Origin of the sequence: Caballeronia sp. PC1, assembly GCF_021353155.1 — a bacterium.
Lineage (GTDB): Bacteria > Pseudomonadota > Gammaproteobacteria > Burkholderiales > Burkholderiaceae > Caballeronia > Caballeronia cordobensis.
On sequence record NZ_JAJUBH010000001.1, the window covers coordinates 1,525,758 to 1,550,281 of the forward strand.

At 63.8% G+C, this 24,524-nt stretch carries 18 protein-coding genes; 9 read left to right on the forward strand and 9 right to left on the reverse strand.

The annotated features are described in order from the left end of the window. Nucleotides 1–16: 16 nt before the first annotated feature. Nucleotides 17–2,113: an excinuclease ABC subunit UvrB gene (gene uvrB, locus LY284_RS07380; RefSeq protein WP_233385442.1), complete on the reverse strand. Its 2,097-nt coding sequence runs from the start codon at nucleotides 2,111–2,113 to the stop codon at nucleotides 17–19. Between the two features lie 389 nt (nucleotides 2,114–2,502). Between uvrB and LY284_RS07385 the strand changes: the two genes are divergently transcribed. Next, nucleotides 2,503–3,702: an amino acid aminotransferase gene (locus LY284_RS07385; RefSeq protein WP_014190982.1), complete on the forward strand. Its 1,200-nt coding sequence runs from the start codon at nucleotides 2,503–2,505 to the stop codon at nucleotides 3,700–3,702. Between the two features lie 75 nt (nucleotides 3,703–3,777). Here LY284_RS07385 and LY284_RS07390 read toward each other — a convergent pair whose 3' ends face one another. Further along, nucleotides 3,778–3,996, reverse strand: a complete 219-nt coding sequence (locus LY284_RS07390; RefSeq protein WP_041730261.1) for a hypothetical protein — start codon at nucleotides 3,994–3,996, stop codon at nucleotides 3,778–3,780. 238 nt (nucleotides 3,997–4,234) lie between these two features. Between LY284_RS07390 and LY284_RS07395 the strand changes: the two genes are divergently transcribed. After that, complete coding sequence (locus LY284_RS07395) at nucleotides 4,235–4,798, forward strand: hypothetical protein (RefSeq protein WP_014190981.1); 564 nt, start codon at nucleotides 4,235–4,237, stop codon at nucleotides 4,796–4,798. A gap of 80 nt (nucleotides 4,799–4,878) precedes the next feature. Here LY284_RS07395 and LY284_RS07400 read toward each other — a convergent pair whose 3' ends face one another. Both LY284_RS07400 and LY284_RS07405 read right to left on the reverse strand, forming a co-directional pair. Then, nucleotides 4,879–6,291, reverse strand: coding sequence for a LutB/LldF family L-lactate oxidation iron-sulfur protein (locus LY284_RS07400; RefSeq protein ID WP_233385444.1), 1,413 nt, complete (start codon nucleotides 6,289–6,291; stop codon nucleotides 4,879–4,881). Nucleotides 6,292–6,302: 11 nt separating this feature from the next. Further along, nucleotides 6,303–7,037 carry a (Fe-S)-binding protein gene (locus LY284_RS07405; protein WP_014190979.1) on the reverse strand — a complete coding sequence of 245 codons (735 nt, stop codon included), beginning with the start codon at nucleotides 7,035–7,037 and terminating at the stop codon, nucleotides 6,303–6,305. A 189-nt stretch (nucleotides 7,038–7,226) separates the two neighbouring features. On the opposite strand from LY284_RS07405, the gene LY284_RS07410 reads away from it, so the two are divergent. Beyond that, entirely contained in the window at nucleotides 7,227–8,042 is an 816-nt protein-coding gene (locus LY284_RS07410; protein WP_014190978.1) for an IclR family transcriptional regulator, read from the forward strand. An 83-nt stretch (nucleotides 8,043–8,125) separates the two neighbouring features. Here LY284_RS07410 and pbpG read toward each other — a convergent pair whose 3' ends face one another. Beyond that, on the reverse strand, nucleotides 8,126–9,310 hold the full coding sequence (gene pbpG, locus LY284_RS07415; protein WP_014190977.1) for a D-alanyl-D-alanine endopeptidase: 1,185 nt from the start codon (nucleotides 9,308–9,310) through the stop codon (nucleotides 8,126–8,128). Nucleotides 9,311–10,058: 748 nt separating this feature from the next. Between pbpG and LY284_RS07420 the strand changes: the two genes are divergently transcribed. Continuing rightward, complete coding sequence (locus LY284_RS07420; RefSeq protein ID WP_014190976.1) at nucleotides 10,059–10,634, forward strand: phasin family protein; 576 nt, start codon at nucleotides 10,059–10,061, stop codon at nucleotides 10,632–10,634. 162 nt (nucleotides 10,635–10,796) lie between these two features. Here the strand turns inward: LY284_RS07420 and lpdA are convergent, their stop codons facing one another. From lpdA to LY284_RS07440, 4 genes are all read right to left on the reverse strand, one after another. Further along, nucleotides 10,797–12,854 (reverse strand): dihydrolipoyl dehydrogenase, encoded by a 2,058-nt coding sequence (gene lpdA / locus LY284_RS07425; RefSeq protein ID WP_014190975.1) that lies wholly within the window; start codon nucleotides 12,852–12,854, stop codon nucleotides 10,797–10,799. A gap of 74 nt (nucleotides 12,855–12,928) precedes the next feature. After that, nucleotides 12,929–14,572 (reverse strand): dihydrolipoyllysine-residue acetyltransferase, encoded by a 1,644-nt coding sequence (gene aceF, locus LY284_RS07430; RefSeq protein ID WP_014190974.1) that lies wholly within the window; start codon nucleotides 14,570–14,572, stop codon nucleotides 12,929–12,931. Nucleotides 14,573–14,651: 79 nt separating this feature from the next. Continuing rightward, a complete protein-coding gene (gene aceE / locus LY284_RS07435) occupies nucleotides 14,652–17,345 on the reverse strand; it encodes a pyruvate dehydrogenase (acetyl-transferring), homodimeric type (RefSeq protein WP_014190973.1) in 2,694 nt (897 codons plus the stop codon). Nucleotides 17,346–17,498: 153 nt separating this feature from the next. Next, complete coding sequence (locus LY284_RS07440) at nucleotides 17,499–17,687, reverse strand: hypothetical protein (protein ID WP_175582453.1); 189 nt, start codon at nucleotides 17,685–17,687, stop codon at nucleotides 17,499–17,501. On the opposite strand from LY284_RS07440, the gene fixL reads away from it, so the two are divergent. From fixL to folD, 5 genes are all read left to right on the forward strand, one after another. After that, complete coding sequence (fixL, locus tag LY284_RS07445; protein WP_041730259.1) at nucleotides 17,641–20,175, forward strand: oxygen sensor histidine kinase FixL; 2,535 nt, start codon at nucleotides 17,641–17,643, stop codon at nucleotides 20,173–20,175. The two genes, LY284_RS07440 and fixL, sit on opposite strands and share 47 nt — an antisense overlap. Continuing rightward, nucleotides 20,172–20,807 carry an oxygen response regulator transcription factor FixJ gene (fixJ, locus tag LY284_RS07450; RefSeq protein ID WP_014190971.1) on the forward strand — a complete coding sequence of 212 codons (636 nt, stop codon included), beginning with the start codon at nucleotides 20,172–20,174 and terminating at the stop codon, nucleotides 20,805–20,807. The genes fixL and fixJ overlap by 4 nt, the downstream gene beginning before the upstream one ends. Before the next feature lie 312 nt (nucleotides 20,808–21,119). Beyond that, complete coding sequence (locus LY284_RS07455; protein WP_014190970.1) at nucleotides 21,120–22,427, forward strand: DUF3300 domain-containing protein; 1,308 nt, start codon at nucleotides 21,120–21,122, stop codon at nucleotides 22,425–22,427. Nucleotides 22,428–22,490: 63 nt separating this feature from the next. Further along, on the forward strand, nucleotides 22,491–23,402 hold the full coding sequence (locus LY284_RS07460; protein WP_045451894.1) for a DUF2950 domain-containing protein: 912 nt from the start codon (nucleotides 22,491–22,493) through the stop codon (nucleotides 23,400–23,402). 201 nt (nucleotides 23,403–23,603) lie between these two features. Beyond that, nucleotides 23,604–24,458 (forward strand): bifunctional methylenetetrahydrofolate dehydrogenase/methenyltetrahydrofolate cyclohydrolase FolD, encoded by an 855-nt coding sequence (folD, locus tag LY284_RS07465; RefSeq protein ID WP_014190968.1) that lies wholly within the window; start codon nucleotides 23,604–23,606, stop codon nucleotides 24,456–24,458. Nucleotides 24,459–24,524 lie beyond the last annotated feature (66 nt).

The window sequence follows — 24,524 nt, forward strand, 5'->3', positions numbered from 1 at the left end:
ATCGCTTACATTCAACTTACTTTCCGCCGATTCCGCTCACGTGATCGCCCACGTTCGCCCCGAACACGCGTTGTCGCAGGAGCGCCAATTGGTCGCGGGTCTGGGCCGCCTTTTCGAATTCGAGATTCTTGGCGTGGTCCATCATCTGCTTTTCGAGCCGCTTGATTTCCTTGGCGATCTGCTTCTCGGACATGTCCTCGAACTTCGCGCGCGTCTGCGCTTCCTTCAGCTCGGCGCGAGCATCGTCGGCGTTGTAGACGCCATCGATGATGTCCTTGATGCGCTTCTCGACGCCGCGCGGCGTGATCCCCATTTTCTCGTTGTGCGCGATCTGCTTGGCGCGCCGCCGCTCGGTTTCGCCGATGGCGCGCTTCATCGAGTCGGTCATGTTGTCGGCGTACAGGATCGCCTTGCCGTTCACGTTGCGCGCCGCCCGGCCGATGGTCTGGATCAGCGAACGCTCGGCGCGCAGGAAGCCTTCCTTGTCGGCGTCGAGAATCGCGACGAGCGACACCTCGGGAATATCCAGCCCTTCGCGCAGCAAGTTGATGCCGACGAGCACGTCGAACGTGCCGAGCCGCAGGTCGCGAATGATCTCGACACGTTCGACCGTGTCGATGTCGCTGTGCAGATAGCGCACCTTCACGCCGTGATCGGCGAGAAACTCGGTGAGCTGCTCGGCCATGCGCTTGGTCAGCACGGTGACGAGCACGCGCTCGCGCGCCGCGACGCGCGCATTGATTTCGCCGAGCACGTCGTCCACCTGCGAACGCGCGGGGCGCACTTCGATTTCCGGATCGACGAGGCCGGTCGGACGCACGAGCTGCTCGGCCACCTCCCCCGCCTTCGTTTTCTCGTAGTCGGCAGGCGTCGCAGAGACGAAGATCGCCTGACGCATCTTGCGCTCGAACTCGTTGAACTTGAGCGGGCGATTGTCGAGCGCGGACGGCATGCGAAAACCGTAATCGACGAGATTTTCCTTGCGCGCGCGGTCGCCGTTGTACATGCCGTTCAACTGGCCGATCAGCACGTGCGATTCGTCGAGCAGCATGAGCGCGTCGGGCGGCAGATAGTCGACTAGCGTCGGCGGCGGCTCGCCGGGCGCCGCGCCCGAGAAATGCCGCGAATAGTTCTCGATGCCCTTGCAGAAGCCGAGTTCCTGCAGCATTTCCAGATCGAAGCGCGTGCGCTGCTCCAGCCGCTGCGCCTCGACGAGCTTGCCGTCGCCATGAAAGAATTCGAGCCGCTCGCGCAATTCGAGCTTGATGGTTTCGATCGCGCGCATCACGGTATCGCGCGGCGTTACGTAATGCGACGACGGGTACACGGTGAAGCGCGGAATCTTGTTGCGCACGCGGCCGGTGAGCGGATCGAAGAGCATCATCGATTCGACTTCGTCGTCGAAAAGCTCGACGCGCACTGCCATTTCGGCATGTTCCGCCGGGAAGATATCGATCGTGTCGCCGCGCACGCGGAACGAGCCGCGCTGGAAATCGGCTTCGTTGCGCGTGTACTGCATCGCGATCAGGCGCGCGATGACATCGCGCTGGCCGAGCTTGTCGCCCGTGCGCAGCGTGAGAATCATCCGGTGATATTCCGACGGATTGCCGATACCGTAGATCGCGGACACGGTCGCGACAATCACGACATCGCGCCGCTCGAGCAGGCTTTTCGTGGCCGAAAGACGCATCTGCTCGATATGCTCGTTGATCGACGAGTCCTTCTCGATGAACAGATCGCGCTGCGGAACATACGCTTCCGGCTGGTAATAGTCGTAGTACGAGACGAAGTACTCGACCGCGTTGCGCGGAAAGAACTCGCGGAACTCGGCGTAGAGCTGCGCGGCAAGCGTCTTGTTCGGCGCGAAGACGATGGCCGGACGGCCCATGCGCGCAATCACGTTGGCCATCGTGAACGTCTTGCCGGAGCCCGTCACGCCGAGCAGCGTCTGGAACGACAGGCCGTCCTCGACGCCTTCGCAGAGCTTCGCGATGGCTTCGGGCTGATCGCCCGCGGGCGGATACGGCTGATAAAGCTGGAACGGCGAACCTTCGAACGTGACGAATTTCGATTCGTCCAGTTCTTCGGGAGATTCGATGAGGGTATCGGACATGTGAACCTGAAGACCTGAGTCTGCGCCGGAGCAAACAACTATTCTAGCGGCTGCCGGAAAACACGCGCGGCGCGGGAACGGAGAGCGGATCGGATGCAGATTGGGACCGCGCCGCCGATCTCAAGCGCGTGTCTTGCGGCCCTTTTTGCGCGTCCGGCGCGCATCGGTCAACACGATGCCCGCGCGAAAAACCCGCGTCGCAGGCTGGCTGCGGCGAAAAAGCCCGTGCGGATTCGCTACAATGGACGGCTGGGCCCGACGGCGGGCGTGCAACACGCATCGAAACCGCCGAAGACGCCGCTCACGCATGCTCCGCCTCGCGCGCGCCGCCTTTTGCCGTTCGCGAGCGCAATCCTGCCGCACCGTCTTTTTCTCACTGCCGATAGATCATGTCTCTTTTCTCTGCCGTCGAACTCGCTCCCCGCGACCCGATCCTGGGCCTGAACGAAGCCTTCAACGCCGATACGCGCACGACCAAAGTCAATCTGGGCGTCGGCGTGTACACCAACGAGGAAGGCAAGATTCCGCTGTTGCGCGCCGTGCGCGAAGCCGAGAAGGCGCGCGTCGACGCCGCGCTGCCGCGCGGTTATCTGCCGATCGACGGCATCGCCGCCTATGACAACGCCGTGCAAAAGCTGCTGCTCGGCGAGAGCTCGCCGCTCATCGCCGCGGGCCGCGTCGTGACGGCGCAGGCGCTCGGCGGCACGGGCGCGCTCAAGATCGGCGCTGATTTCCTCAAGCGCTTGAATCCGAACGCGATCGTCGCGATCAGCGATCCGAGCTGGGAAAACCACCGCGCGCTGTTCGAAAGCGCCGGTTTCGACGTGGTCAACTACCCGTACTACGACGCCGCCACGCACGGCGTGAATTTCGACGGCATGCTCGCGGCCCTCAACGGCTACGCGGCAGGCACGATCGTCGTGCTGCACGCGTGCTGCCACAACCCGACCGGCGTCGATCTGTCGGACGACCAGTGGAAGCAGATCGTCGAAGTCGTGAAGGCGAAGAATCTCGTGCCGTTCCTCGACATGGCGTATCAGGGTTTCGCGGAAAACATCGATGCGGATTCGGCCGCCGTGCGTCTGTTCGCCGCTGCCGAGCTGAACGTGTTCGTCTCGTCGTCGTTCTCGAAGTCGTTCTCGCTGTACGGCGAGCGCGTCGGCGCGCTGTCGATCATCACCACGAGCAAGGAAGAATCGGCGCGCGTGCTGTCGCAACTGAAGCGCGTGATCCGCACGAACTACTCGAACCCGCCGACGCACGGCGGCTCGATCGTCGCGGCGGTGCTGGCTTCGCCGGAACTGCGCGCGACGTGGGAACAGGAACTCGGCGCAATGCGCGATCGCATCCGCGCGATGCGCAACGGTCTGGTCGAGCGCCTGAAGGCGAGCGGCGTCGATCGTGATTTTTCGTTCGTCAGCAAGCAGCGCGGCATGTTCTCGTACTCGGGCCTGACCGCGGCGCAAGTCGATCGTCTGCGCGATGAGTTCGGGATTTACGCCGTGAGCACCGGCCGCATCTGCGTGGCCGCGCTCAACACGCGCAACCTCGACGTCGTGGCGAACGCCGTCGCGGCCGTTCTGAAGTAAGCCTCCGCGGTCTTCCGCGGAAACAAAAATGGCGCCCCGGCGGGCGCCATTTTTTTGTGCCCTGCTTCGGGCGCGTCAGAGCGTCTTTTGCGCGGGAAGCGCTTCCGGCGTAACGGCATCGTCTTCGACGAAACCGAGCGAAATCGCGCGCGCCAGTTCCGCGCTCACGACAGCGACGCCAGTTTGCTCGTGCCGCAACGTCGCGCTGCCGCCCTCGCCCGCATGCATGCAGAACGTCAAAGCGACAGGAAGCAGGATGGCGACGGGCCAGTAGGTCGATATAGTCTTTTTCATGGGACTGCCTTGGTTCGATAGTCGCAGTGGACGAAGACCCACTGACGGACGCTTCGAATGTTACGCAATCGCCCCAATCTTAAAAAGCCATTGAAAAGCAAAGGTTTGTTGCGCAAGCGACAACAAGCGTCGATGCGGACTGGCGCGACGTCGTCATAAAGGCTTACAAAGTTGTCGGGACAACGCGGCCTACGTGGTGTCTCATGGGAATAGTTGGTCAACGAACCCTTTCGAAATCATGAAATCCGCTGTTGCTGGTCCTGTTGCTGGTCTCTTGCTTGCCTCGTCCGCCGCGCTGCTCGGCGGTTGCGCCGCGTATCCGGACGGGTCGGTCTACGGCGGCGGTTATCCGGCCGCCGTGTATGACGATCCCGGCTATGGCTATTACGGCGCGCCGCCGGTGCAATCGGGCGTCGTCATCGGCGGCGGGTATTACAACGGTCCGGGTCCGTACTACGGTCCTGGCCCCTACTATGGTCCCGGGCCACGCCGCTATTGGGACGACGGTCCCGGCTGGCGGCGTCCGCCGCCTCAAGGGGGATGGAACAATCGGCCGTCCAATGGCGGCGGCCATGGCGGCCCGCCGCCGCAAGCCGGAGGCGGACGTCCGTCCGGCGGTCCGCCTCCGCAGGCGGGCGGCGGCGCGCCGCTGCCTAAAGCCGTGGGCGGTCCGCCGATGCGGCCTCCGGCAGCCGCCGCCCCGCCGCCTTCCAATCCGGGCGGCAACAACCAGGGCGGCAATCGCGGCAGCAGCTACGGCGGCGGCAATAACAAGTGGCATACCGGGCCGGTCGGAAACTGAGCCGCTTCGCTTCATTCGCCCAATGAAAAACGGCGCTGGAACTTGCGTTCCAGCGCCGTTTCTCGTCATGGACGCGGCCGTCAGCCCAGATGCGAATGCTGCGCCTTGTACAACTCCCGGAACGTGCGCCCGACCGGCGCGGGCATGTCGCGCGTGCCGGTCCATCCTGCGCCGAACGGCAGGCGCGAGATCGTCTTCCGGTTGCCGCCCATGCGTTCGAGCACACGCACCGCGAGCTTTGTGAAGAGCGCATACGCCGCCGGGCGTTTCGCGAGATAGCCCCACGCCGCGAGCGCCGCGCGTTCGTTCCACGGCCGCAGCCGCCGCTCCATCTGTTTTTCGCGTAACTTTCGTAACAGATCCGACAGCGGAATGCCGACCGGACAAACGCTATTGCATTCGCCACAGAGCGTTGCAGCTTGCGGCAGATCGAGCGCGCGGTCGATGCCGACATACGCCGGCGTGAGCACTGAGCCCATCGGTCCGGGATACACCCAGCCGTACGCATGGCCGCCGATCTTCTGATAAACCGGGCAATGGTTCATGCACGCGCCGCAGCGGATGCAGCGCAACATTTCCTGAAACTCGCCGCCAATAAGCCCGGTCCGCCCGCCATCGACGAGCACGAAATACATGTGCTCCGGCCCGTCCGTTTCGCCCGCCGCGCGCGGGCCGGTCAGCAGCGAAAAATAGTTCGAGACGGTCTGCCCGGTCGCGGAGCGCGGCAAGAGGCGCATCGCGGTGGCGAGATCTTCGAGCGTCGGCAATACCTTTTCGATGCCCGTCACCGCGACATGCACGCGCGGCATCACCGTGCACATGCCTTCATTGCCCTCGTTCGTCACGACGGCCACCGACCCCGTCTCGGCGATCACGAAGTTGCCACCCGTCACGCCCATGTCCGCCGACATGAAATGCGGACGCAACACCTCGCGCGCCTCGCGCGTCATCTCGGGAATGTCGGTGAGACGCGGCTTGTTGTGCGTCTTCGCGAAGAGATCGGCGATCTGTTCCTTATCCTTATGCACGACCGGCGCGATGATATGGCTCGGCGGCTCGTTGTCGTTGATCTGCAGGATGTATTCGCCGAGATCGGTTTCGATCGACTGCACGCCCATCTCGCCGAGCACGCGGTTCAACTGCATCTCTTCCGAGACCATCGACTTGGTCTTGATGACCTTCTTCACGTCGTGCTTGCGGGCAATTTCGGCGACGAGCTTCGCCGCGTCCTGCGTCGATTCGGCATAGAGCACCGTCGCTCCGCGCCGCGTCGCTTCGCGCTCGAAGGTTTCGAGCCATACGTCGAGATTCTCGAGCGCGCGATTGCGGCGCTCCTTCAGCGCGGCGCGGGTCGCCTCGAAATCGATGTCGCGCACCGCGCTCGCCCGCGCGCTTACGAACTTGGTCGAGAGCTTGGTGAGATTCTGCTGCAAGCGCTCGTCGGCGAGTTTCGATGAAGCGCGCGCCTTGAAGTGCATCGTCTGGACTTGCATGGGTCGCTCCTTCAGGCGTTGCGGGTCACGTCGCCCGCGAGCACTTGCGCGATATGCAGCACGCGGGTGCTCGTGTCTCCGGTTCTGCGCAGGCGTCCTTCGATGTTCAGCATGCAGCCGAGATCGCCGAGCACGACGGCATCCGCGCCGCTTGCCTTGATGTTCGCGCATTTCTCATCGACGATCGCGGTCGAGATGTCGCCGTACTTCACCGCGAACGTGCCGCCAAAGCCGCAGCAGTGTTCGCAGCCGCTCATCTCGGTCAGCGGCACGCCCGCTTGCGCGAGCAGTTCGCGCGGCTGCGACTTCACGCCGAGTTCGCGCAGGCCCGAGCAGGAATCGTGATACGTGACCATGCTGTCGAACGCGCCCGGCTCCATGCGCGCCTTCGCAACGGTCACGAGAAAATCGGTGAGCTCGAAAACGCGCGGCTGCAGGCGCGCGAAGCGGTTCATCAGTTCGGGATCGTCGCGAAAAAGATCGCCGTAATGCGCGCGGATCATGCCGCCGCACGAACCCGACGGCACGACCACGTAATCGAACTGCTCGAATTCGCGCAGCGTTTTCTCGGCGAGGTCGCGCGCGAGCGGCCGGTCGCCGGAGTTGTAGGCCGGCTGGCCGCAGCACGTCTGGGACGGCGGCACGACGACCTCGAAACCCGCGCGCTCGATCAGCTTGATGACCGAGAAGCCGATTTCAGGACGCATCATGTCGATGAGACACGTGACGAAAAGTCCGACTCGCATTGGGGCGTTTCCTGTTTTGTAGAAGTGATGTGAACGCACGCCGATTATCCGCGAAAGTCCCGCGCGACGGCGTTCGCGGCGGCCCGCGCGTATTCGGGACGATCGATGTTCCCCAACAGCGTTCGCTTTTTTCACATTATGAGATACAATTGCGGTTCCGCTGTTTGACGCATCAACCGATTTTTTACGATGAGCGATACGAACCCGGAATCCAAAACCTCCATTCAGGTGATCGAGCGCATGATGCGTCTTCTCGACGCCCTCGCCGACCACACTGATCCCGTCAGCCTGAAAGAGCTGTCGCAGAGCACCGACCTGCACCCGTCCACCGCGCACCGCATCCTGAACGACATGGTGCTGTGCCGGCTCGTCGACCGTTCCGATCCCGGCACGTACCGGCTCGGCATGCGCTTGCTGGAACTCGGCAATCTGGTGAAAGCGCGTCTTTCGGTGCGCGAAGCCGCCATGCCGCCGATGCGCGAGCTACATCGGCAAACCGGGCAAACGGTCAATCTGTCCGTCCGTCAGGGCGACGAGATCGTGTATATCGAGCGCGCGTATTCCGAGCGCTCGGGCATGCAGGTCGTGCGCGCGATCGGCGGCCGGGCGCCCTTGCATCTGACTTCGGTCGGCAAGCTCTTTCTCGCCGCCGACGAAGCGTCGCGCGTGCGCGCCTACGCGATGCGCACCGGTTTGTCGGGCCACACGCAGAACAGCATCACCGATCTCACCAAACTCGAACGCGAGCTCTCGCACGTGCGCCAGCAAGCGTGCGCGCGCGACAACGAAGAGCTGGAGCTCGGCGTGCGCTGCATCGCGGCCGGCATTTATGACGACACCGGGCGGCTCGTCGCGGGCCTGTCGCTGTCCGCGCCGGCCGATCGTCTGCAGGACGCGTGGCTCAAGCAACTGAGCCATACCGCGCTCGAAATCTCGCGGCAACTGGGCTATCGCCCGGAAGAGGCCGCCATGGAAGCGCAGCAGGCTCAACACGCGCATCGCTAAATCCGCGCGGCGCATGAAAAAACGGGATTCGTCTTTCGACGAATCCCGTTTTGCTTTTGCGTCCGTGAAGCGAAGAAGCGCGCTTAAGGGTTTGCGCCGCTGCCCATGTCGGCGCTCATGATGTGCGGCTCGCCGAGCGTGTCGAGATACGAGCGCAGACGGCCCGCATCGGCGAAGCGCGAATACTTGCCGTACGAGTCGAGCAGCACCATCACGACCTGGCGGCCGTTCACGTTCGCCTGCATCACGAGGCACTCGCCCGCTTCGTTGATGAAACCCGTCTTCTGCAGACCGATATCCCACGATGCATTGCGAATCAGCGCGTTCGTGCTGTTGTACGCGAGATTGCGCTTGCCCGTGAACACCTCGTAGCTGCGGTCGGTCGAGAACTTGCGGATCAGCGGATACTGGTACGCGGCATTCACCATCTTCACGAGATCGCGCGCGCTCGACACGTTCTGGCTCGTGAGACCCGTGGAATTCTCGAAGTGCGTATCGGTCATGCCGAGCGACTTCGCCTTCGCGTTCATCGCGGCGATGAAGCCCGGACGGCCGCCGGGGTAATAGCGCGACAGCGCCGCGGCCGCGCGATTCTCGGAGGCCATCAGCGCGATATGCAGCATGTCTTCGCGATTGAGCGCCGAGCCGACCGCGAGGCGCGAGCCGGTGAACTTCTCGTAATCGCGATCTTCGTCGGTGACGGCGAGCTCGTCGGTGAGCGGCATGTGCGAGTCGAGCACGACCATGGCCGTCATCAGCTTGGTGATCGACGCGATGGGCACGACGGCGCGCGAGTTCTTGTCGAAGAGCGTCTCGGACGTGTTCTGATCGACGACATAGGCGACGCTCGAACGCAGCGCGAGGCTGTCGGGCGTGTCATGCAGCCCGAACGCCTGGCCGACCGACGTCGCGCGCGGCTGGAATGCCACCGCGTGCACCGCGGCGCGGCGCGCGTGCGGCTCCATGCGATAGGCGACGCGGCGCTTCTTCGACGCGCGGGGCGCGTCGTCGTCGTCATCGGCGGCGGCGACTTTCGCGGCCTTCGCCGGCTTCGGCGCCCGGAGCGTGGTCTTCGCCACGCGCGCCGGTTTTTCAGCTTTGACGGGCTTCTTTGCTGTCTTGGTTGCGGTGGTAGTGGTCTTCGCGAGGGCTTCAGCCGGAACCGCTGCGAAGGACGTCGCGACTGCGATGGAGACGGCGAGGGACAATGCGGAGCGCATCGCCACGCCGTGCACCATCTTCAACGACGAAAACATTTCGGTTTTCATTAGTGTTCTGTTGGGCGGCTGGAGAGTACCGCCAAGTGTAGTGAAGCTACGAAATTTAAGCAATATTAAGTACTTATGGGCACTCGTTAAACCGAGTTGTAAGCCGTGATTGCTTATTGCCGATCGACCACGCGCCGCGATCGGAAGAAACGATCGACGCGGCGAAACCGTGCTGCCGACAGTGCCCTTTTCTGCCCGACGACACACGCACTATCGGCAAAACTTTCCACGACTTTAGTCGAACCGGTGAATCAGGTCGGACAAAACGCAGATTTTCGATCGAGGGAATGGGGTGCAGCCACGGCCCGCACCGCTTGCGGCAGTTTGGGCAGCCGAAATGTTAACGTTTCTTCAACAATTTGGTGTACGGCGGCGTCTTAAAAATAAGACATGCATGAGAAACCTCCTTTTGCATCGCGGCAAGGGCAACATCAAGAGTTCATGCAGCCGTGCTTTCATCGGAGCATGCGAGGGAGAACACCGTGTCTTGCGGCCCCGTCCAGGTGTAGGCAGCTAGGGGTTTCCCCGCACGCATTTCTCTCCTTCCCCACAAAGTAAGCTCTTGTTTAACAACGATTTTCTCCGATGGTGCGACGCACAAAAAGTGCTTGACATCCAACGGAATATCTCTAAAATGGGCTTCATGTTGCGACGCACCAATCGCAGTTGCACTAACCGGCAGGTTCGCCGAGCCGGATCTACCAAACCACGACCCGCGCTTTGATGGGTCGGCCATCAGGAGCCTGAGATGACGCTGTTGACCCCCGAGCAAATCGCCGCTGCACAGAAAGCCAACTTCGACACGCTGTTCGGCCTCACGAACAAGGCATTCGAAGGCGTTGAAAAGCTCGTCGAACTGAACCTGCAAGTCGTGAAGTCCACGCTGGCCGAAAGCCAGGAAAACGCACAGCGCGCGCTGTCGGTGAAGGACGCGCAAGAACTGCTCGCGCTGCAAGCCAGCCTGACCCAGCCGGTCGCGGAAAAAGTGCTGTCGTACGGCCGTCACCTGTATGAAATCGCATCGGCCACGCAAGCCGAATTCGCCCGCGTCGCGGAAGCGCAGTACGAAGAGCAGAACCGCAAGGTGCAAACGCTCGTCGACAACGTCGCCAAGAACGCACCGGCCGGTTCGGAAACCGCTGTCGCCGTGATGAAGTCGGCCATCACCGCCGCCAACACGACGTACGAAACGGTTCACAAGGCAACGAAGCAAGCTGTCGAAATCGCTGAAAGCAACTTCAACGCCGCTGCCACGGCTGCGACGAAGGCTGCTACGCAAGCGACGGAACAAGCTTCGCGCGTCGCGAAGAAGTCGGTTGCCTAAGTTTGCTGCCGGGTTCTGCCCGGCGTAGTGCAGCACGCATCACGAAAAACCCGGCCATCGCGCCGGGTTTTTTGTCGTCTGCCGTTTGCCGCTCGCGCATGAAAAAAGGCGCGCCCCGTTTCCGGAGCGCGCCTTTTGCGCTTCAACCTTCAGCGCCGGAGCTTACTTCTTGCGCTGCGGCGGCAAGTCCGTGCACACGCCTTCGTACAGTTCCGCCGCCATGCCGACCGATTCGCCGAGCGTCGGGTGCGGGTGGATCGTCTTGCCGATGTCGGTCGCATCCGCGCCCATTTCGATCGCGAGGCACACTTCGCTGATCAGATCGCCCGCATTCAGACCGACGATGCCGCCGCCGATCACGCGATGCGTTTCCTCATCGAAAATGAGCTTGGTGAAACCTTCGTCGCGGCCATTGGCGATCGCGCGGCCCGATGCGGCCCACGGGAACACGGCCTTGCCGAACTTGATGCCTTCGGCCTTGCACTGATCTTCCGTCTTGCCCGCCCACGCCACTTCCGGGTCCGTATAAGCGACGGACGGAATCTGCAGCGCATCGAAATACGCCTTCTCGCCGTGCGCCGCTTCCGCCGCGACGTGACCTTCGTGCACGGCCTTGTGCGCGAGCATCGGCTGGCCGACGAGATCGCCGATCGCAAAGATGTGCGGCACGTTGGTGCGCATCTGCTTGTCGACGTCGATGAAGCCGCGATCCGTCACCGCGACGCCCGCCTTGTCCGCGCCGATCTTGCCGCCGTTCGGGCTGCGGCCGACCGCGAGCAGCACGAGGTCGTAACGCTGCGGTTCGGCCGGCGCCTTCTCGCCTTCGAAGGTCACGTAGATGCCGTCTTCCTTCGCTTCGGCCTTGGTCGTCTTGGTCTTCAGCATGACGTTGGTGAAACGCTTGCTGTTGAACTTCTCCCAGACCTTCACGAGATCGCGGTCCGCGCCGAGCATCAGGCCGTCGAGCATTTCGACGACATCGATGTCCGAGCCGAGCGTCGAATACACCGTCGCCATTTCCAGGCCGATAATGCCGCCGCCCACCACCAGCATGCGCTTCGGAATCTGACGCAGTTCGAGCGCGCCGGTCGAATCGACGACACGCGGATCGTCCGGGAAAAACGGCAACTTCACGGCTTGCGAACCGGCCGCGATGATCGCCTGCTTGAACTTGACGACCTTCTTGCCGTCCGGCCCCTGCACTTCCATGTGATTCGGATCGACGAAATTGCCGACGCCCGTCACGACCGTCACCTTGCGCGCCTTCGCCATGCCCGCGAGACCGCCGGTCAGCTTCTTGACGACGCCTTCCTTGAAGCCGCGCAGCTTGTCGAGATCGATCTTCGGCTCGCCGAAGCTGATGCCGTGCGCGGCCAGCTCCTTCGTTTCATCCATCACGAGCGCGGTGTGCAAGAGCGCCTTCGACGGAATGCAGCCGACGTTCAGGCACACGCCGCCGAGCGTCGAGTAACGTTCGACGAGCACGGTCTTCATGCCGAGATCGGCTGCGCGGAACGCCGCCGAATAACCGCCGGGGCCCGCGCCGAGCACGAGCATGTCGCATTCGACATCCGCCGAGCCGGAATAGCTGCCGGCCTGCGGTGCGGGCGTCGGGGCTGCGGCCGGCGCCGGAGCCGGAGCCGCCTTCTGAGGCGCGGCGGCAACCGCACCGCCTTCGAGCGTCAGCACCAGCGTGCCTTCCGACACGTTGTCGCCCACCTTGACCTTCACTTCCTTCACCGTGCCCGCGGCGGGCGACGGCACGTCCATCGTCGCCTTGTCGGATTCGAGCGTGATGAGCGACTGCTCCTTCTCGACCGTATCGCCCGGCTTCACGTGAATTTCGATGACCGGAATGTCCTTGAAGTCGCCGATGTCCGGCACCTTCACGTCCTGCACGCCGCCGCCCGAAGCCGGCGCCGGCGCCGGAGCAGCCGCAGCCGGTGCGGGCGCAGCGGCCGGCGCGGCCGCGGCAGCCGCGCCTTCCGTTTCGATCATCGCGATGACCGAGCCTTGCGACACCTTGTCGCCCTGCTTGACCTTCACTTCCTTGATCGTGCCCGCGACATCGGCGGGCACTTCCATCGTGGCCTTGTCGGTTTCGAGCGTGATGACGCCCTGTTCCTTTTCAATGGCGTCGCCGGGCTTGATATTGACTTCGATGACATCGACATCGGAGAAGTCGCCGATGTCGGGTACTTTTAGTTCGACGAGACTCATGTTGTCCCCTAAGAGATGTGCGGATGGAACCTCAGGCACACGCCCGAGGTTCCGCCGTCGGCCAGATCAGACGATCAGAGAATGACGCGACGGAAATCCGCCAGAATCGCCGACAGATACGCGTTGAAGCGCGCGGCGGCCGCACCGTCGATGACGCGATGGTCGTACGACAGCGACATGGGCAGCGTGAGGCGCGGCACGAACTGCTTGCCGTCCCACACCGGCTTCTGATAGCCGCGCGACAGCCCGAGGATCGCGACTTCGGGCGCGTTGATGATCGGCGTGAAGTGCGTCCCGCCGATGCCGCCCAGCGACGAGATCGAGAAGCAGCCGCCCTGCATCTGATCGGGCTTGAGCTTGCCATCGCGCGCGAGCTTCGACAGGTCCGCCATCTCCTTGGCGATATCGACGAGGCCCTTCTTGTCGGCGTCGCGGATCACCGGAACGACGAGACCGTTCGGCGTATCGGCCGCGAAACCGATGTGGTAGTACTGCTTGAAGACGAGGTTGTCGCCGTCCAGGCTCGCGTTGAAGTCCGGGAACTTCTTGAGCGCCGAAACCACGGCCTTGATGACGAACGCGAGCATCGTGAACTTCACGCCCGCTTTCTCGTGCTCCTTGTTGAGCTTCACGCGCAGTTCTTCGAGCTCGGTGATGTCGGCTTCGTCGTTGTTCGTGACGTGCGGGATCATCACCCAGTTGCGATGCAGGTTCGCACCCGAGATCTTCTTGATGCGCGAGAGCGGCTTCGGATCGACCGGACCGAACTTCGTGAAGTCGATCTTCGGCCACGGCAGCAGGCCCAGCTCGCCGCCGCCACCGCCAGCCGGAGCGGCAGCGGCAGGCGCCGCGCCCTGACCGGACATCACGCCCTTCACGAACGCGGTGATGTCGCCTTGCGTGATGCGGTTCTTGGGCCCCGTGCCGCGCACGCGCGACACATCGACGCCCAGTTCGCGCGCGAACTTGCGCACCGACGGCGATGCATGACTCGACGTGCGCGTGCCGTCGCCGGCAGGCATCACGGGCGCCTGCGCGAGCGCGGACGGTGCTTCCTTCGGCGCGGGCGCGGGTTTCGCGGGCGCATCCGACGGCACTTCCTTCGCGGCGGCGGGAGCGGGAGCGGGCGACGGCGCTGCCGCCGCGCTATCCGCGCCACCTTCGAGCACGAGAATCAGCGTGCCTTCGGAGACCGTGTCGCCGATCTTGACCTTCAGTTCCTTCACCGTGCCCGCGGCGGGGCTCGGGACGTCCATCGTCGCCTTGTCGGATTCGAGCGTGACGAGCGACTGTTCTTTCTCCACCTTGTCGCCCACCTTCACGGCGATCTCGATGACCGGAATGTCCTTGAAATCGCCGATGTCCGGCACTTTCACGTCGACGGAACCGCCGCCCGACGCCGCGGCGGGCGCGGGCGCAGGCGCGGCGGCCGGCGCGGATGCGGGGGCAGCCGCCGGAGCCGGCGCGGCGGCGGACGCGCCGCCTTCCAGCACGACGATCAGCGTGCCTTCCGACACGTTGTCGCCCACCTTGATCTTGATTTCCTTCACGACGCCCGCTGCCGAGCTCGGCACGTCCATCGTGGCTTTATCGGATTCGAGCGTGACGAGCGACTGCTCGGGCTCCACGGTATCGCCCACCTTGACCAGCACTTCGATCACGGGGACGTCCTTGTAATCGCCGATGTCCGGCACTTTGACTTCGATCGCTTGACTCATTATTAGTGTCTCCTGGGCTGCACGCGGCCTCCCTCCGCTTCGGAGAGAGGCCGCGTCACAACGCACGGGGGCGATGCCTTTAGACGGTCATCGGGTTGGGTTTGGACGGGTCGAGGTTGTACTTCTTGATCGCCTCGGCGACGACCTTGCGCTCGATCGTGCCTTCGTCGGCCAGCGCGTTCAACGCGGCCAGCGTCACCCAGTAGCGGTCGACTTCGAAGAAGTGGCGCAGCGCTTCACGCGTATCCGAGCGGCCGTAGCCGTCGGTGCCGAGCACCACGAACTTCTGCGGCACGAACGCGCGGATCTGGTCGGTCAGCGCCCGGATGTAGTCCGTCGATGCGATCACCGGACCCTTCGCGCCCGTGAGCAGCTTCGTGACGTGCGCCACGCGCTTCTCTTCCGTCGGATGCAGCAGGTTGTAACGCTCGACGGCCTGACCTTCGCGCGCGAGCTCGGTGAAGCTCGGCACGCTCCAGAGATCGGCGGACACGCCCCAGTCGTCTTTCAGCAACTGGGCGGCGGCGATCACTTCGTTGAAGATCGTGCCCGCGCCCATGAGCTGGACGTGCGCCTTGGCGGGCGCGTCGGACTTGCGGAACGAGTACATGCCCTTGATGATGTCCGAAGCCACGGCATCGCCTTGCGGGATCGCCGGATGCTCGTAGTTCTCGTTCATCACCGTGATGTAGTAGTACACGTCTTCCTGATCCGCGACCATGCGGCGCAGGCCGTCCTGCATGATGACCGCGAGTTCGTAGCCGAACGTCGGGTCGTAGCTCACGCAGTTCGGGATCGACGCCGCCCACAGGAGCGAGTGGCCGTCTTCGTGCTGCAGGCCTTCGCCGTTGAGCGTCGTGCGGCCCGCGGTGCCGCCGAGCAGGAAGCCGCGCGAGCGCATGTCGCCCGCGGCCCACGCCAGATCGCCGATGCGCTGGAAGCCGAACATCGAATAGAAGATGTAGAACGGGATCATGATCTCGCCGTGCGTCGAATACGACGTCGCGGCCGCGATCCAGTCACACATGCCACCGGCTTCGTTGATGCCTTCCTGCAGAATCTGACCCGTCGTCGATTCCTTGTAGAACATGAGCTGATCGGAATCTTCCGGCACGTACTTCTGGCCTTCCTGATTCCAGATGCCGATCTGGCGGAACAGGCCTTCCATGCCGAAGGTGCGCGACTCGTCCGGGACGATCGGCACGACGCGCTTGCCGAGCGCCTTGTCCTTCAGGAGGATGTTGAGAATCCGCACGAACGCCATCGTCGTGGAGATTTCGCGGCCTTCGCCCGTGCCCTTCAGCAGCGGTTCGAACGCGGCGAGCGCCGGCACCGGCAGCGATTCCGCCTTCTCGCGGCGCGTCGGCAGATAACCGCCCAGGTCCATGCGCTTCTGGCGCATGTACTCGAGTTCTTTCGAGCCTTCCTCGAACGTGAGGTACGGCACGTCGGCGATCTGTTCGTCGGTGAGCGGCAGACGGAACTGGTCGCGGAATTTCTTCAGCGTGTCGATCGGCAGCTTCTTCTGCTGGTGCGTGATGTTCATCGCCTGGCCGTGCTCGCCCATGCCATAACCCTTGATGGTCTTGGCGAGGATGACGGTCGGCGCGCCCTTCGTCTTGGTCGCTGCGTCGAAAGCCGCGTAGATCTTGTGCGGATCGTGGCCGCCGCGGTTCAGGTTCCAGATGTCGTCATCGGACCAGTCGGACACCAGCGCCTTCAGTTCCGGCGTGTTGAAGAAGTGTTCGCGCACGAACGCGCCCGACTCCGACTTGTACGTCTGGTATTCGCCGTCGACGACTTCCATCATGCGGCGCATCAGCGCGCCGGACTTGTCGCGTGCGAAGAGCGCGTCCCAGCGGCTGCCCCAGATTACCTTGATGACATTCCAGCCCGCGCCGCGGAATTCGCTTTCCAGTTCCTGGATGATCTTGCCGTTGCCGCGCACCGGGCCGTCCAGGCGCTGCAGGTTGCAGTTGATGACGAACACGAGGTTGTCCAGACGCTCGCGGCCGGCCATGCCGATCGCGCCGAGCGATTCCGGCTCGTCGGTCTCGCCGTCGCCCAGGAACGCCCAGACTTTGCGGCCCTCGGTCTTGGCCATGCCGCGCGCCTGCATGTACTTCATGAAGCGCGCCTGATAGATGGCCATGATCGGGCCGAGGCCCATCGAGACGGTCGGGAATTGCCAGAAATCCGGCATCAGCCACGGATGCGGATACGACGAGATGCCCTCGCCGCCCACTTCCTGGCGGAAGTTGTTCAGTTGCTTTTCGTTCAGACGGCCAAGCAGGAACGCGCGCGAGTACACGCCCGGCGACGAGTGGCCCTGCACGAACACGAGGTCGCCGCCGTGCTCTTTCGACGGTGCGTGCCAGAAGTGGTTGAAGCCGACGTCGTACAGCGTGGCCGCCGATGCGAACGAAGCGATATGCCCGCCGACGTTGGTGTCCTTGCCCGCGCGCAGCACCATGGCGATGGCGTTCCAGCGCGTGTACGAGCGGATGCGGTGTTCGATGTCCTGATCGCCGGGGATCTTCGACTGCGACGCGACGGGAATCGTGTTGATGTACGGCGTGTTCGCCGAGAACGGCAGGTGCTCGCCGTGCACGCGAGCGAATTCGATTTGTTTCTCGATCAGGTAGTGCGCGCGATCAGGACCGACCGCGGAAATCACGCCGTCGAGCGCGTCCAGCCACTCGGCGGTTTCCTGGGGATCGTCGTCCTTGGCGTTGGCGACATATTTGAGAACTTCGTCGGGTACAGCGGACATGCTCGTCTCCTGATGTGAGGAACACTCTCTGAAAACCGCCGGCGCACGCCCGCGCGCGAAGACACGGAAAGGCGGGCACTGGCCGCGTGCCGGCAATTCTAAAGAGGGTCGAGATCATGACGCAAGGAATTTTTCAAATCATGAGAGTTCATCTCACCATACGAAAAATTGCTGCAACGCACCGTCCGATAAGACTTTTTTGTTCAGATGTTTCTCCTCCATTTCCGGCGGTTGAGGCTTCTTTACCGTCTTTTTACGCCATTTAACAATCAGGTGGTGCGTTACAATCGCTTCCATGTTGACCGAACGGCTGATCAAACGCTCGGCGAGGTCCGCGCGCAAGCCGACCGACGCCTCGCCCTCCCGCTGGCACCACGGACCGTGGTGGTCGAACTCCTATTTACTCACGCCGCTTATTTCCATCCTCGTATTTCTGGTGGTGATGAGTCTCATCCTCTGGAGCCTGAACCGGCGCGAGCAACAGCAGCAGGAAGACACGCTGTACCGAAATGTCGCGTGGGCACAGCAACAAATACGCCTGTCGATGACGGGCGCGCAGGAGCAGATTCAGGCGCTCGCGCGCGACATCGCCACCGGTCACGGCGACCCGCAAACCTTCCAGACATCCTCCACCGACATCATGCAGGGGCATCCCGAGATCCTCTACATGAACTGGTACACGAGCGAGCATAAGCCTCGCTGGCCCAATACGCCGCTGCCCGTGCTCGGATCGCGCCTCGCGAAGCCGAACGAAACGCAGATGGACGAGGCCGTGCAAGCCGCCTTCGAGGAAGCGCGCACCACTCGCCGCCAAGTCTACTCGCCGTTGCTCTATGACGACCTCGGCAACGGCTATATCACGCTGCAGACGCCCGTTTTCCGCGACCGCGAGTTTCTCGGCTCGATCGCGGCGGTGTTCTCGATCGAAGGCATTCTCAAGCACGACATTCCGAGCGAACTGTCGGCGAAGTACAAGATCTCCATCACCGATCTGAACAACCGCGAGCTCGCGACCACCTCGAGCCGCCCGCGCCTGCCGCGCGACATGTTCTACGACCTGCCGCTCGACCCGCCCGGCCAGGGGCTTTCGGTGCGCGTGTATTCGTATCCGCAGCTCACGAACTTCACCAACAACACGCTCGTCTGGCTCGTCGCCGGCCTGTCGTGCTTCGTACTGTGGAGCTTGTGGAGTCTCTGGAAGCATACGCGCCAGCGTTTCGAGGCGCAGCAGGCGCTCTACGCTGAAGCGTTTTTCCGCCGCGCGATGGAAAACTCGGTGCTGATCGGCATGCGTGTGCTCGACATGCACGGCCGCATCACGCACGTGAATCCGGCCTTCTGCCGCATGACGGGCTGGGACGAAAGCGATCTCGTCGGCAAGAATGCGCCGTTCCCGTACTGGCCGCGCGACGCGTACCCGGAGATGCAGCGTCAGCTCGACATGACCTTGCGCGGCAAGGCGCCCTCTTCCGGATTCGAGCTGCGCGTGCGCCGCAAGGACGGCTCGTTCTTCCACGCGCGGCTCTACGTCTCGCCGCTCATCGACAGCTCGGGGCGTCAGACCGGCTGGATGTCGTCGATGACTGACATCACCGAGCCCAAGCGCGCGCGCGAGGAACTCGCCGCCGCGCACGAGCGCTTCACCACGGTGCTCGAAAGCCTCGACGCCGCCGTGTCCGTGCTCGCCGCCGACGAAGCCGAACTGCTCTTCGCGAACCGCTATTACCGGCATCTGTTCGGCATTCGCCCGGACGGCCATCTGGAGCTCGCCGGCGCCGCGTTCGACGGCGGCTCGCAAAGCTCGTCCGACGACATCGACATGGTCGATACCTTCGCGGGCCTGCCCGCCACCGCGCTTACCGAAAGCTCGGCGGACGCGCAGGAGGTCTATGTCGAAGGCATCCAGAAATGGTTCGAAGTGCGCCGCCAGTACATCCAGTGGGTGGACGGCCATCTCGCGCAGATGCAGATCGCGACCGACATCACGCAGCGCAAGCAGGCGCAGGAACTCGCGCATCAGCAGGAAGAAAAGCTGCAGTTCACGAGCCGTCTCATGACGATGGGCGAAATGGCGTCGTCGCTCGCGCACGAGCTGAATCAGCCGCTCGCCGCCATCAACAACTACTGCTCGGGCTGCGTCGCGCTGGTCAAATCCGGCCGCATGACGCAGGAGACGCTCCTTCCCGTGCTCGAAAAGACCGCCCAGCAGGCCGTGCGCGCGGGCATGATCATCAAGCGCATCCGCGAATTCGTGAAACGCTCGGAACCGAAGCGCCAGGCCGCGCGCGTCGCGGATATCGTCGCGGACGCGGTCGGTCTTGCGGAGATCGAGGCGCGCAAACGCAAGATCCGCATGGTCACCGAAATCCGCTCGCGCATGCCGGTGATCTACGTCGATCCGGTTTTGATCGAACAAGTGTTGGTCAACCTGTTGAAAAATGCCGCGGAAGCCATGCATGATGCGAAGCCGAACGCCGTCGATCCGGTGATACGCGTCGTCGTGCAGCGCATGGACGGCGGCTTCGTTTGCATCAGCGTGGTCGATCAGGGTCCGGGCGTGGACGAAGCGACCGCGGAACGCCTCTTCGAGCCGTTCTACAGCACGAAATCCGACGGCATGGGCATGGGTCTGAATATCTGCCGCTCGATCATCGAGTCGCATCGCGGACGCCTTTGGGTGGTCAACAACGTCGAAGCGGACGGGCACGTGACCGGCGCGACTTTCCACTGCAGCCTGCCGATCGGCGAAGTGGAAGGCGGTTCGGGCTCAGGCGGCACGGATGCGCAGGACGAACATACGAGACAACAAACAGTTACGGGAGAACTATGAGCACAGTCACCACTCAGGAAACCGTCTTCGTCGTCGACGATGACGAAGCCGTGCGTGATTCCTTGCGCTGGCTGCTCGAAGCAAACGGCTATCGGGTTCAATGCTTCTCCAGCGCGGAATCGTTCCTCGACGTCTATTTGCCGATCAGCCATTCCGGCGCGATCTCCTGTCTGATTCTCGACGTGCGCATGGCCGGCATGACGGGTCTCGAATTGCAGGAAAAGCTCATCGCCGAGAACTCGCTCCTGCCGATCATCTTCGTGACGGGTCACGGCGACGTGCCGATGGCCGTCTCGACCATGAAAAAAGGCGCGATGGACTTCATCGAAAAGCCGTTCGACGAAGCCGAACTGCGCAAGCTCGTGGAGCGCATGCTGGAGAAGGCGCGCAGCGAGAGCACGAGCGTGCAGCAGCAGCGCGCCGCCGCCGAGCGCCTCGGCAAGCTGACGGCGCGCGAGCATCAGGTGCTCGAGCGCATCATCGCGGGGCGGCTCAACAAGCAGATCGCCGACGATCTCGGCATCAGCATCAAGACGGTCGAAGCGCATCGCGCGAACATCATGGAGAAGCTCTCCGTGAATACCGTCGCGGATCTGCTGCGCCTCGCGCTGTCCAACAAGCCGCAACAGTAACGCTTCCCTTCCCCTTCTGCGGCCGGCGTTTTCGCGCCGGCCGCAGTCGCGCATGGCAGCGCGCTTTGATGCGATTTTCGCAGCAAACGCGCCCGCCTTTTCTTCCCTCCGAAGCCCCGTTGTCTGCCGAACTGAAAAGTGATATTGGCTGAATCACGCCGCTCAAGGCCTGATTCCTTCGCTTCAATCCGGCAACGCGCAACAGGCAGTGCAACGTCTTGCACGGGGGACTCGATGTCGAAACGAAATCTCGTCAATGGTTCGCGCACCGGCACGCTGAGCTCGATCGTGCTCGCCGCCACGCTCACCGCGATGCCGCTTCTCGCGTGGCATGCGAACGTCGCGCACGCGCAAACGCAGGCCGCCGCGCCCGCGAGCCAGAAACTCACCAATCAGCAGCTCGACGCGCTCACCGCGCCCGTCGCGCTCTATCCCGACGCACTGCTCGCGCAGGTGCTGATGGCGTCGACGTATCCGTCGCAAGTCACCGAAGCGCAGGCGTGGTCGAAAGCGAACCCGAACGTCAAGGGCGACGACGCGGTGAAAGCCGTGCAGTCCGAGCCCTGGGACCCGAGCGTGCAATCGCTCGTCGCGTTCCCGCAGGCGCTCGCGACGATGGCCTCCAAGATCGACTGGGTGACGCAGCTCGGCAATGCCTTCATCGCGCAGCCCAGCGACGTGATGGACTCGGTGCAGCGTCTGCGCAGCGCGGCGCAAAAGGCGGGCAATCTCAAGACGACCGAGCAGCAGAAGGTCACGACGGCGCCGCCGCCGCCCGGCAGCACGACCACCAGCACGACGGTGATCCAGATCGAGCCGGCCAATCCGCAAGTCGTCTATGTGCCGACGTATAACCCGACGGTCGTCTACGGCACGTGGCCGTATCCCGCGTATCCGCCGGTCTATGTGCCGCCGCCGCCCGGCTACGCGATCGCAACGGGCTTCATGTCGGGCCTCGCGTTCGGCGCGGGCGTGGCGGTCGTGAATTCTCTGTGGGGCAACTGCAACTGGGGCCACGGCGACGTGAATGTCAACGTGAACCGTTACAACAACATCAACACGAACAACCGCATCACCGCGAACAGCAACAACGTGCGCTGGAACCGCAACGATCCGCAGTTCAACCGCACCAATGTCGCGGCGAACCGCCAGAATTTGAACAACGTGAATCGCGGCGCGAACGCCAACCAGTTTCGCGGACGCGAGGACGCGCGCGCGCAGGCCGCGCAGACGCTGCAGCAGCGCACCGGGCAGAACCTCAACGAATCGGCAAGCCAGAGAGCGCAGAGCATCCGGCAACAGGGCGGCCCGAACGCGCGCGACACGAGCGACCTGCGCCAGCGCTCGCAGAACGTGAACCGCGACAACGCGCTGCGCGGCGCGGGCGACGGCAATGGCGCGCGGCAGGACGCGCAGCGCGGACAGGCGAGCCGCGAGTCGCTCGCGAACCGGTCGCACGAGCCTGTCGGCGGCAGGGGCGGCGGCGTACAGCGCGAGGCGGGCGGTGGCGGCGGCTTCGGCGGGGGCGGCGGCGGCGTGCAGCGCGGAGGCGGCGGATTCGAGCGCGGGGGCGGCGGGTTCCAGCGAGGCGGCGGCGGCGGCGGTTTTCATCGCCGTTGATGTCCGATGCAAGGCCCACGCGCCGCGCACGCACGCGGCGAACGCCAGAACCAGGAGCCCGACATGACCCGTAATCAAGCATCCGCTTCAATCAGCAAGCCCTTGCTGCGCGCGCTCATCGCCGTGTCGCTCGCGTTCGGCGCCCCGGCGCTCAGGGCGCAGGCCGTGTATCCGACGGCTGAAGCCGCGGCGGAGGCGCTCACCGACGCCATCGCCACCAACGATGAAACCGCGCTCGCCAAAGTGCTCGGCAAGGATCACCGGCGTTACGTGCCCGAGGGCGCGATCGGCAGGGAGGACATCTACGCCTATCTCGGCGCCTGGGCGCAGCAACACCGCATCGTCGAGGATAAGGAGCCGCTCGATGGCCGCCCGGCCGCGCATATCGAAGCGGGCACGAGCGGCTGGACGCTGCCGATTCCGCTCGTGAAGGTCGCGAACGGCTGGCGCTTCGACATGCGCGCCGCGCACGACGAAATGCTGACGCGGCGCATCGGCCGCAACGAAAACTCGGCGATGCAGGTCGCGCTCGCCTACGTCGCCGCGCAAAACGACTATCGCAAGGCGGCGGACCGCTACGCCGACCGCTTCGTCAGCACGAGCGGCAAACACGACGGCCTCTACTGGCACTCGGCGCCCGGCGAGCCCGACAGCCCGCTTGGGCCGCTGGCCGCGACGATGCCGAACAAGCCGACCGACAAGGACGGCTACTACGGCTACCACTACCGCATCCTGACGGCGCAGGGTGCGCACGCGCAAGGCGGCGCGAAGAATTACATGCAGGGCGGGCAACTCAAGGACGGTTTCGGCCTGATCGCGACGCCCGCGCGCTACGGCCAGACCGGCGTGATGACCTTCATCGTCAATCAGGACGGGCAGATCTACGAGAAGGATCTCGGCCCCGCGTCGATCCAGCGCGCGGCCGCGATCAAGTCGTTCGACCCGGATTCGTCCTGGCAGGCGGTCACTCAGTAAGCATCGGAAGATTGGCGGCAACGGCGAGTCAGAACGCGGGAATGCCCCCGGCGGTATAATTTCGCCCTTTCCCAGGGGCGCATTGGCCGAAAATGCGCCCAGCACCCCGCGCGAGCGCCGCGCACCGCAGCCGCACAGAGCCGCGGGCACGGCGCCAGCTTCATGCCCTCGCGCCCTCGCCCATTCTCGATCCGATTCGCCATGACCGCCCAACTCATCGACGGCAACGCCCTTTCCAAGACTCTTCGCGCGGATGTCGCCCGCCGCGCCGCCGCCCTCACCGCTCGTGGACACAAGCCGGGCCTGGCCGTCGTGCTCGTCGGCGACAACCCCGCGAGCGAAGTCTACGTCCGCAACAAAGTGAAGGCGTGCCAGGACAACGGCCTGCACTCGGTGATGGACCGCTTCCCCGCGACGCTCACGGAAAACGAGCTGCTCGCGCACATCGCGAAGCTCAACGCCGATGCGTCGATTCACGGCATTCTCGTGCAACTGCCGCTTCCCGCGCATATCGACAGCCACAAGGTGATCGAAGCAATCGCGCCGCAGAAGGATGTCGATGGTTTTCACGTCGCCAATGCGGGCGCGCTGCTGACCGGCAAACCGCTTTTCCGCCCGTGCACGCCCTACGGCATCATGAAGATGTTCGAGGCGCACGAGATCGACCTGAAAGGCGCGAACGCGGTGGTGATCGGCCGTTCGAACATCGTCGGCAAGCCGATGGCGCTGCTCTTGCTCGAAGCCGGCGCGACCGTCACGATTTGTCATAGCAAGACGCGCGATCTCGGCAAGCACACCCGCGACGCCGATGTGATCGTCGCGGCGGTCGGACGGCGCAACATCGTCACTGCGGACATGGTGAAGCCCGGCGCGACGGTCATCGACGTCGGCATGAACCGCAACGACGAAGGCAAGCTGTGCGGCGACGTCGATTTCGCCGCGGTGAAGGAAGTGGCCGGCACCATCACGCCGGTGCCGGGCGGCGTCGGCCCGATGACCATCACGATGCTGCTCGTGAACACCATCGAGGCGGCCGAACGCGCGGCGCAGGCCTGAGCCGCGGCGCGGGGGCGAACCACCGTTCATCGCCCCCTTAAAAACAATCAATTGGAATTTGCCCCG